This is a genomic window from Chloroflexota bacterium, assembly GCA_018648225.1.
Lineage (GTDB): Bacteria > Chloroflexota > Anaerolineae > Anaerolineales > UBA11858 > NIOZ-UU35.
The window spans coordinates 1-10,130 of sequence record JABGRQ010000122.1; the positions used below are offsets into that span (position 1 = coordinate 1).

At 52.4% G+C, this 10,130-nt stretch carries 7 protein-coding genes; 2 read left to right on the forward strand and 5 right to left on the reverse strand.

Annotation, left to right across the window (positions count from 1 at the left end; genetic code table 11):
- The 5 genes from HN413_12205 to HN413_12225 form a co-directional block, all read right to left on the reverse strand.
- A partial coding sequence (locus tag HN413_12205) for an alpha/beta fold hydrolase (protein ID MBT3391161.1) occupies positions 1-780 on the reverse strand: 780 nt, incomplete at its 3' end.
- Between the two features lie 200 nt (positions 781-980).
- Positions 981-2,195 carry a carbohydrate ABC transporter permease gene (locus HN413_12210; protein ID MBT3391162.1) on the reverse strand — a complete coding sequence of 405 codons (1,215 nt, stop codon included), beginning with the start codon at positions 2,193-2,195 and terminating at the stop codon, positions 981-983.
- Between the two features lie 12 nt (positions 2,196-2,207).
- The gene (locus HN413_12215) at positions 2,208-3,905 is read right to left on the reverse strand and encodes a sugar ABC transporter permease (protein MBT3391163.1); all 1,698 of its coding nucleotides are present in this window, start codon (positions 3,903-3,905) and stop codon (positions 2,208-2,210) included.
- 86 nt (positions 3,906-3,991) lie between these two features.
- Positions 3,992-5,284, reverse strand: coding sequence for a sugar ABC transporter substrate-binding protein (locus HN413_12220; protein ID MBT3391164.1), 1,293 nt, complete (start codon positions 5,282-5,284; stop codon positions 3,992-3,994).
- Between the two features lie 139 nt (positions 5,285-5,423).
- Positions 5,424-6,467, reverse strand: coding sequence for a LacI family DNA-binding transcriptional regulator (locus HN413_12225; GenBank protein ID MBT3391165.1), 1,044 nt, complete (start codon positions 6,465-6,467; stop codon positions 5,424-5,426).
- A gap of 615 nt (positions 6,468-7,082) precedes the next feature.
- Here HN413_12225 and HN413_12230 point away from each other — a divergent pair.
- Both HN413_12230 and HN413_12235 read left to right on the forward strand, forming a co-directional pair.
- On the forward strand, positions 7,083-8,435 hold the full coding sequence (locus tag HN413_12230) for a hypothetical protein (GenBank protein ID MBT3391166.1): 1,353 nt from the start codon (positions 7,083-7,085) through the stop codon (positions 8,433-8,435).
- Positions 8,436-8,471: 36 nt separating this feature from the next.
- On the forward strand, positions 8,472-10,130 hold a 1,659-nt coding region (locus tag HN413_12235; GenBank protein ID MBT3391167.1), incomplete at its 3' end, for a hypothetical protein.

Sequence of the window (10,130 nt, forward strand, 5' to 3'; positions counted from 1 at the left end):
CAGCACGCGCATCATAAAATCAATGGTTAAGTTAGCGACATCTTCCAATTCGCTATTGAGAACGATGACATGGGTTGAGTTTTCCATCCAGTGATGCTCTTTGATCACCGATGAGATGCCGTTCATAATCAAATTCCCGGCTTGTGGGGCTACTGTGGTATCTTTACGCCCCTGAAAAATCAGCACGGGCTGGTGGATATTTGACAGCCTTTTTTGCACAGCCGATTGGAAACGCAAAAATTGAATGGTTCCCTTTAGCGGAAGCCCCGGGTAGCCTTGCCAGTTCTCGCGGCAATCCAGCGAAGCGCGCCCCACTTCAGCAACGAAAGGCGCGCCTAAATAGAGTTTCAAATAATCGAAAGGCTTCATTGTGGTGCGAATAGCAGGCGCATAGAGCAGCACACCCGAAACGCGGGGTTCCTGGCTGGCCAGATATAAAGCCAACAACCCACCCATCGACTCGCCCGCTACGAAAACATGCTTACAAGATTCAAATAATTTTTGCAGCATTTTTTCGCCAGCACGAACCCATTCTTGCCAATGGACGCGGTTCAGGTCTTCGATTTTGGTACCATGCCCCGGAAGTAGCGGCGCGCCAATGGTGTATCCCTGTGCATGAAGTTTTTCAGCCAACATACGCACTTCAGCCGTTGTGGCTGTATATCCATGCGAGAGCAGAACGCCCACCGGTCCGGCCTGCCAAAAGAAGGCGTCGCCAGCTAAATGGGGGTTGTGCAAATTGGGATTATTTTCTGTCCAGCCTGTGTTTTCAAATGCCATGATACAAAAACTCCATCCAACAGAAAGCACACACAAAATTATGCGTGGCTCATCTATCAAAAGTATGCAAAAATGTCGAGCCGTCACCCTGAGCGAACGCGAAGGGTCTAGCCAGCGCAGGGGGCTTTGCTGGACACTTCGGCTGCGCCTCAGTATGACATATACACTTTTTACTCAAGAGACCTGATACTTCACCGTCATTAACCTTTCAATCCGCTGGTTGCTGTACTCTCGACAAAGAAGCGCTGCCCGAATATGTAGATAATCACAGGGGGTAAAATGGCGATCGCCGCGCCTGCCAGCACCAGATTGGGGGCATCGGCGGCGCGCCCACCTAATACGCTTACGGCCAGCGTTAAAACGCGGTTAGCTTCATTTCCGGTGTTGATCACCACCAGCGGCCAGAAGAAGCTATTCCAGGCATACAAGAAGGTGAATGTAGTCAGCGTTGCAATGGCCGGGGTGCTGGCCGGAATGAAGATACGCCATAAAATTTGCAAGCGCGATGCGCCATCCAGGACGGCCGCTTCTTCAATTTCTTTGGGGATGGTTATGAAGAATTGGCGCATCAGAAAGGTACCATAGGCTGTGAATATCCACGGGATGATGAGCGAAGCCAGACGGTCTACCCAGCCGATCATAATCATCAACTGGTAGAGCGGGGTAATCACAACCACAAAGGGAACCATGATCGTGCCGAGATACACCAAAAAGATGCCATCCCGCCCGGGGAATTTCAGGCGTGCGAAGGCGTAGCCGCCCAATATGGAAGTCACCAATTGCCCCAGCACCACCAGGATCGTCACCAGCGCTGTGTTGGTCAGGGCGCGATCCATGCCGTGCAGGCTGATCACTTCTTGATAATTCTCGGGGTGATAGGTAAATTTTTCGACCGGCTCGCTCTGGCGCACATTCTGCAACACCGTTTTGGTGAGATCGTTCGGGTCGGCAAAGCGCCCCAGGGCGGTGCGTTTAAGTTGCACCATCGGGATGGTCACGCCATCCACATCGATGTCGTAGAGAATCTCTTCTTCCCCATTGAACAGCACAGTCTCCGGGTTGGCTTCGCCCCCGGTTGGAGTTACCAACTCCAATTCATGGACGAAGGTCGTTTCCGGGTCGTCAGGGGTGGCGAATTCCCCCACCTTAACGGTTTTTTCGATCAACACAAATTCTTCCCGTGCCCCGTTGTAATCCACATAGTATACGGGCAGCGGATCTTCGAATCCTTCCACCGCGACTGTGATGGCTTCGCGCGGCAATAATTTGGGCGGGAAGCGGTAGGTATCGCCAGCTTCTTTAAGCGAAGTAAATAGCATGACCAAAAACGGGAAGAGCATCACGAATGCAAAAAAGGTCAGCAACGCATAGAGCAAGAGATTTCGCAATAAAATGCCAAGTCTGTAGGTTGTCATCGAAAATCTCCTTTAGATGGCTTCGTCGCCGGAGCGTTGGCGCATGTATTGGAACAGGGTCAGGCCGAAAATGAGCAGGAACAGCACCCACGCCAGCGCAGATGCGTAGCCCTGCCTGAAGTTTTGAAAACCCTGGCGGTACAAATATAAGACGATGGTCGTTGTAGATGTGCCGGGCCCCCCGGGCGGCCTGGTAAACACAAAAACCTGATCGAAAATTTGCATGGCGTTGATCGTGGTGGTGGTCAGCACAAAGAAGGTGGTGGGCGCTAACGTAGGCAGAGTTACATTCCAGAATTGCTGCCAGTTGTTGGCTCCATCTACCGTGGCGGCTTCGTACAAAACGCCGGGGATATTCTGCAAACCTGCCAGGAACAGCACCGTGTTGAAGCCCATCCACTGCCAGGCGGCCATGATCGCCACTGCCAGCAAGGCCACTTTTGTGTCCGAAGTCCAGCCAATTTGTGGGTCGGTTAATAAAGGTGTACCGGCTATCCGGTTCACAAACTCCACAAAGCCGGAAATAAAATAGTTGAGATAGCCTACGGTCGAGTTATAAAGCCAGCGCCAGATCATTGCTACGCCGACAACCGCCGCGACGCTGGGGATGAAGTAAATGGCTCGATAGACTTTCATGCCCGGCACTTTGCTGTTCAGCACCGTTGCCAGCATCAAAGCCGGGATCACGCTCAGGGGGACGGCAAGAATTACAAATTTGATGGTGTTCCCCAGCGAAATCCAGAATAATTGGTCTACTGCGCCGATGACATAGTTCTTGGAGAAAAACTGGAAGCGGGTTAACTCGTCATAGACTTCAATATCAATGACTTCTTTGGCGAGTTGCTCTGGTGAATCGAGTGGGGCAATTGTAAGATCAAAAATTTCCTGATAGTTTTCGAGGCCTATCCAGTTGGCATTGCCGAACGCATCCGAATCCGTGAAGCTGATATACAACGAGAATAGCAGCGGCCCGGCGAAGAAAAACAAAAATCCGATGAAATTGGGGGATAAGAACAGATACCCATCCAACATGAGTTGGTCTTTGCTCTTGGCGTTCATCGCAACGCGCGTGGGTTCGCGCCACATTAGCCAGGTCATCAGGGCAAAAATAAAAGTTCCGGCTAAGAGAATCAACGGGCGAAATGATGAAAGTTTTGAAAGTAATGATAGTATTCCGGGGATAATGCCAACCGCGATCAAAAACAGGATGCCACCGATAATCCCGATATATTTCGCCACCCGTTTGATGTTTTTTGCGAAAGCAGGCTGGCGATCTTCATAGCGGTCGCCGAAAGCGCCGATCAGATAGCCTACAAAGGCCAGCCCAAAATAGGGCAGACCATTCGCAAAGGTCGCGCCCAAGGCATCGATTCCGGTGAACACTCCTAGATAGTGCAAACCGCCAAAGAAACATAGCAAGAATCCCAGGTAATTCAGGATCAGCGAAATGACTCGCCCCGCATGTTTTCGGCGCGCAATCGCTGGAATGGCAATAACGCTCAAAACTGCGCTGATTACCAGCGCGCCGCTATAAATAATTTTGAGCCACATGGCAATGGTTGACTCGCCTTGCCATAGCATCAAAGTGCCAGCCAGCGCGCCAATTGCAAAAACACCATGCCAGAAAAGCAACACGCGCAGCACTAAATCTGTGTTGTCCTGAAATTTGCCGGGGCTAGAAGGAGATGAAGACTGATTGTTGACTGTCATACGTCAATCCTTTGGGTTTGCGAGGGTGATCCAAAAAAAGAACGCTGGTGGGGATAACCCCACCAGCGTTAATGGTCGTAATTTGCCTACGGAAAAGCTTTGTTGGCTTCGTCGCAGACGGTTGCGCCAAATTCTTCAACGGTGGTTTCACCGGTGAGGAGGGAGGAAACGGCCGTATCCATGACAGCGCCAAAGTCCGGCCAGGAGCCAGCCCACAGGGGGCCTTCAGCGGTCGGGGAGTTGGCGAGGCCATCGAGGAAGGCCTGATTGTTGGCCGGGGGCGTGAAGGACAAGAAGGCATCCAGAGCTTCTTCGCTCACGCGGCTGGGGATATTGGCGCCCAGTTCGGCGACAATACCCTGAACTTCAGCCGTGGTGAGAGCCTGAACGAGTTCCCAGGCAGCTTCGGGGTAAGGTGTATTGGCATTGACCACATACGCGCCCCAGAAGAGCCAGTTGCCGGGGTTACCAGCAGGCCCGGTGGGAAGACCAACAACGTCCCATTCAAATTCAACGGTGCGGATGCCGGGGGTGGCCCAGCGGCCATTCTGGAACATGCCCAGATTGCCGGAGCGGAAAGGAGGTTCGGGGTCTTCACCGTAAGGAACCGCCGCGCCAGAAGCATACAGGTCTTGCGCAAATTGTAGACCTTCGAGGGCTTCGGGGGTGTCCAAAGCGCAAGCAGAGCGGTCTTCAGTGAAGAAGCCGCCGCCAGCAGCATTCATCCATACGCCGTAGGGGCCCCACCAGGCGCTACCACCGTAGCCCTGAACATCATCGCCCAAAGCGGAAACGGCTTCGGCAACTTCCATGAAAGCGTCCCAGGTCCATTCGCCATTGGCTTCAAGTTCGCGGGGATCATCCACACCGGCTTCGGCCAGCAAATCCAGGTTGATATACAGGGCGAAGGTCGAAACATCGCGGGGCAGACCCCAAAGGGCTTCGCCGGTGTTGCCGGTTTCGGGGTTGAAGGTCAGGTGGAACATGGGGCCGGGGTAGAAAGCATCGTCGGAGTAACCTTCGGTTGCATCAGCCATGGCGCGCATATCCAGAATCAGGCCGCGGGTGGCGAAATCAGCCACATCGGTTCCGGGGATCCAGAATACATCGGGGGCGGTGCCGGAAGCCAGTTCGGTTTTGAGCACATCCTGGTAACTGGCAGTTTCAGAGCCACCGGGTTCATATTCCAGGGTAATCCCTTCCAATTCCAGGCTGTCGCTGATGGATTGGTATACATCGGCTTCTTCCTGGTTGTCGGGGCGGGTGCGCCAGCGCAAAACAACTTCTTCTTCCTGCGCTGCGGTAAGGCCATAGGCGCTGAAAACGAGCGAGGCCACCATCAGCAAAGAGAGCAGTAGTAAAACACGTTTCTGTTTCATTTCTAGATTATCTCCTAATTTTGGTTATTTTGAATCTTTCAAATTTTCTGTGGATTATTTGGTTGAATATTTCGTTGATGAGCACCACCTCCTTCAGGCCTAAGCCAAATGTGACCGGTAACATCTCCGTTTAAAAAAATCAGGTTGATTCACGAATCACCAACTCAACATCCAGGCGTATGGGTTCGTAAATAGCATCTGGCTCTTCGAGCAACTCCAGAAGGCGCAACATGGCTTTCTGCCCCACCAGATATTTATCGTAACGTATCGAACTCAAGGCAGGTTGGAGCATTTCGGAGAATTTAATATCGTCAAACCCCATAACGGCGCATTCATCGGGAACCTTGATACCCATATCGTAGCAGCCTCGCAGCGCGCCAATTGCCATTAGATCGTTATAGGTGAAAATTGCGGTAATTTCCGGGTGGGCGGTTAATAGCTTCTGGGTGGCCGTATAACCGCCAGTAAGATTCGGCGGGGCCAATGCAAGCCACTCTGCATTGGGCGTGATTCCGTGAGCTTGTAGAACTTCGCGATACCCTTGCACGCGGCGCACTTCATCAGGATTGTGTCCTTGGTGGGTGAGCATCCCAATACGGCTGTGCCCACGGCTGATTAAATGCTCAATCGCTAATTTTGCCCCCTTATAAATATCCACATTGACCAAACTTGCTTTGGGGTGGTCGATTTCACGGTTGATGACGACCAGCGGCTTGTAGTTTTCGACAAAGGCCAGCAGCTCTTCATCGGTGGAACTGGCGGTTGAAAGGATAACCCCATCGACCTCCTGTGAGGCCATCAGGTTAAGAACATCTTGCTCACCCCGGGGGTTATCGTCTGTATTACAGACAAATACATTGTAGCCCTGTTCGAGCGCGGTATCCTGCACTCCACGGGCGACTTCAAAGAAAAACGGATTGGTAATATCGGCGACCACCAGGCCAATGGTGTGTGTTTTCTTTGTCGCCAGGCTTTTGGCTAAGCGACTGGGTTGATAGCCCAATTTAGTGATTGCGGTTTCTACGCGTTGGCGCGTTTCCGGGGAAACACGCTCATTCTTATTAATCACGCGCGAAACTGTTTGGTGAGAGACACCAGCCTGGGCAGCAACATCACGAATGGTTATACGAGAACGCGGCATAGAATTGATGTGTAGATAAGTGACGGGCATGTTACCGGTCATGTGACCGGTAACATGGTATATATGATACAAAATTATCCATCACTTGTCAATACTTGAATCCATGGCATGATCTATTTTTCATCCTTTTACCCTGCCAAAAGCGCTGTGTAAAAAACGAGCTAATGAAGCCTTGTGGAATCAGATGGTAGATGAAGTTTATGAAGCGATGATGGGGTATTTGGGAAAGAAATGAATACCGGGAAAGGCGAGAAAGTCTGCTTCAATGCGGTGATGTTTAACTGGCGATTAAATCCCTATAAGCTCATATCATCACTGCTATGGCTCAACGCAGTAGCAATCGTGTATACGGCTATAAATTTCGTCCAAAACTAACGTTGGCGGCAACGTAGACGTCAACGTAGGCGGCAGAGAAAAGATTTTTTTGTCTGCAAATGTAACCTGGAACCGCCAGCCAGAAAGGGTTGGCGTTTTTTTCTTGCATATTTTATGAGTGAAAAGTGAACGTATGGCGTTAGTCCAGTCTTTTGAGAAGCTTGGGACCGCTTTCTTTTTTGTGGAATCCACATCGTAGCGTATCGTGCCGGTTATTAACATGAATGGCTGAGAATCAGCAAGTATTTGACACCTTCCTCCCAACCTCGTACAATCAGCGCCATGACCATTCAGCAACTCCTGCATACCATGTGCGCCGAAATCTCGGACGCCGATCTGAACGCCATCCGCAAAGCGCGTGGATTTGGCGCCAGGGAAACCGCCTCCCGTACCGCCTTCGCCAGTTTTTATCTCACCTCTGTCGGCGTGGTGGAAAGCATGGCAGCCCTCACCCCCGAGGAAACCTTTACTCTGCGTCTGCTCGCTGAAACCGGCGAAGTGGACATCGCTTTTTTTGAACGGCTTTACAAAACAGGTTACTCACGCGGCACTTTTACTCAGCGCTACAAACCCACCTATGATGCTGTCAGGAAAAACCTCGTGCGGCGCGGGTTGGTGGTGATGGCACAAATTAAAATGCGCGGCGACACTGTCCAGCTCGAACGCTGGCGCTTTGCCCTGCCGACCGAATTTATTCCCTACCTCCCGCCGCTGCCCGCCATCCACAGCGATGATCCCGGCATCGCAAACGACACCACCCTGCGCCGCAAGCTGCTCGAACTACTCGACGGCAGCCCCGCCACCCCAAATGATCCGCGCCACATCCGCCTCAACGAAGGCAGCATCACCCTTGGCGACGAGCCTTTTTCGCTGGCAGCCTTTGAAAACTGGCAAGCCCTCGCCTGGTGGCGCAAATTCCCGGTTGCCATTACCAAACCCGCCTCGCTGTCCCCCACCGATGCAGCCCTAAAACTGCTCGATACCCAAAACTGGATCGCCCCCAAGTCCCTCGACCCTGCCCTTGCCATCTACACCTTTGGCGAAAAAGTCCCGCCAGCCGAAAAGCTGCTCAAGGCCGGCTGGGAATTGGGCATCCTCTCCCGCCTGGATATTGATCACCACCCCCACTACCGTCTCGCCCCCCGGCACCGTCTCGCCGCCTCGTCCGTGCCTTATCCTGATTTCCTCAAATGGGCGGATACCACAACCCAACCCGGCTCCATCAAAATCGACCTGCGCCTCATCCCCATCTACGACCTCAGCCTGCTCAACGCCCTCACCCATCTTGAAATCCACAACGGCGAACTCTACGCCAGCCCCAGCCCAATCAAACTTGGGCGCACCAAACCCGCCCTGCGCAACAGCCGCCTCTCCCTCTGGCTGGCGGAAAATATCCCCGCCTTCAAGACCGCCCTCGAAACGGTCAATGCCAAATGGGGCAAAACCATCCTGCACGAAAACCTGCTCTATGCCAAAGTACGCGACCTCAGCCTGCGCGTTCAACTGGAGCGTGAACTCAAAGAGAATCTGATCATCCTCAACGAAAAATTCATCGCCTTCCCCAAAGACGCCCACAGCAGCGTCGAAAAAGTGCTCAAAAAAGCAGGCTTTGTCGAAAAAGTCATCAAACCCTAACTTGGCACTTGACACTTGAAACTTGACACTTTAAACATGCAACTCACCCCCCTCGACCCCCAAACCCTCACCATCTTCGCCAGCAACCGCGACATCCTGCGCGACCTCTTCACCTACCTTGATTATGTCGGCAGTCGTGAAGTCAAACGCATGACCCGCAGCAACGAAATTTCCGCCGCCGACATGAAACGCCTTGCCAAGGAACTCGGTGGTTTAACCTTTGACCCTGGAGCAGGCGAAATTGATGGCTCCCAATGGATCGAATTTATTGACGAACTCGCCCTGCGACTGAAGCTGGTTTCTTACGATACCAAAGGCGAATATCGCGGCTATACTAGTTCGGAACCGTCCTTTATCAACAACTACGTCGTCGTTACCGCTGCAAGTCTTCAAAAATTCAACGAACTCTCGCCTGTCGAGCAAGAAAAGCGCATCCTGAATACGCTCATTCGCGCCAGGTCTCTTAGCGCATACAACAACGACTATCACAATGAGTTTTTCGATTACAGCGTTGTCGGCGAATTGGATCGATTTTCATCACGAGGCTCGGCTACTGGGCTAGTGCCCACCTTGAAGTTTCCAGAAATCCGTCTTTTTCTCTTCGAACTGCTCAATCAACTTCCCACGGGGAAATGGTTCAGCACAGAATCATTTATCGCCTATCTCAAAGCCAACCATCCCTTTTTCCTGATCCCTGAAAATCATCCCAAGAAAGATCGCTGGGGACATCCGATCGGACGCTACGATAACTTTTATGAACATGAAAGTGAAGGTCGCTACGACAGAGACGCCAAGACCGTTCCCGTTGATGATCCCGATGCCTTCGAGCGTGTCGAAGGGCGCTATGTTGAGCGCTTTCTCGAATATATCCCGCTCATCATGCGCTTTGTGGATGTGGCTTATGACCCCAAACCCTATCGCGGTCTCAAGCCCAGCCGCAACCAACTCAAAGCCTTCCGCATCAGCGAACGTTTCCTGCGCCTGATGAGCGGGCAGGATACCGCGCCCAAAGTCACCGTCCAGCCCAATTTCGATGTCATCATCGAATCCGATTTTTACCCGGCGGCGCTCATCGCCCAAATTTCTGCCCTCGGTGAGCAGGTTTCCAGCCCGCATAACGGACACGGCGCGTATGTTGGCATTTTCCTGCTGACCAAAACCGCCGTTGCTGCTGCACACGTCCAGAACCCTGATCTCGATGTGATCGGCTTGCTGGAAAACCTGAGCGAGGGCGAGTTGCCCTCCAATGTGAAAATCGAGTTGGAAGAATGGGCGGGACACGCCGACCAGTTCACCCTCTACGATGGGTTTGCCCTGCTGGAGATGGTGGACGTCCCGCCAGCCGACACCCAAAAATATATCGCCGAACGGATCGCTCCCGACCTGAGCCTGATGCGCAAATCCCAGGCAGTGTACGCCCTTTTAGAGAATCTCGGTCACGCCCCGGTCAGGGTCACACACCCAACAGGAGAATTTGCTCTGGTAGCGGAACCCAGCCAAAGTCGTTTCCCGAAGGAATCGGAAAAAGCCGAGGTAACGATCCCCCAGGTTCGGGTGCTGAAAATAGTCACCATCAGCTACCAATTCCCGGAATCCGAATCCTTCCAAGCCATCCAAAAAATGCTTGCCGAACTGCGCTGCCCCTTTCAGGCTGATCCTGTCACCTATATCATCGCCATCCAGCAAAGCGAACAG

Bases quoted from the DNA above. Each gene is read 5' to 3' on its own strand.
- HN413_12210 (MBT3391162.1), bottom strand. From the start codon at position 2,195: ATGACAACCTACAGACTTGGCATTTTATTGCGAAATCTCTTGCTCTAT.
- HN413_12215 (MBT3391163.1), bottom strand. From the start codon at position 3,905: ATGACAGTCAACAATCAGTCTTCATCTCCTTCTAGCCCCGGCAAATTT.
- HN413_12220 (MBT3391164.1), bottom strand. From the start codon at position 5,284: ATGAAACAGAAACGTGTTTTACTACTGCTCTCTTTGCTGATGGTGGCC.
- HN413_12225 (MBT3391165.1), bottom strand. From the start codon at position 6,467: ATGACCGGTAACATGCCCGTCACTTATCTACACATCAATTCTATGCCG.
- HN413_12230 (MBT3391166.1), top strand. From the start codon at position 7,083: ATGACCATTCAGCAACTCCTGCATACCATGTGCGCCGAAATCTCGGAC.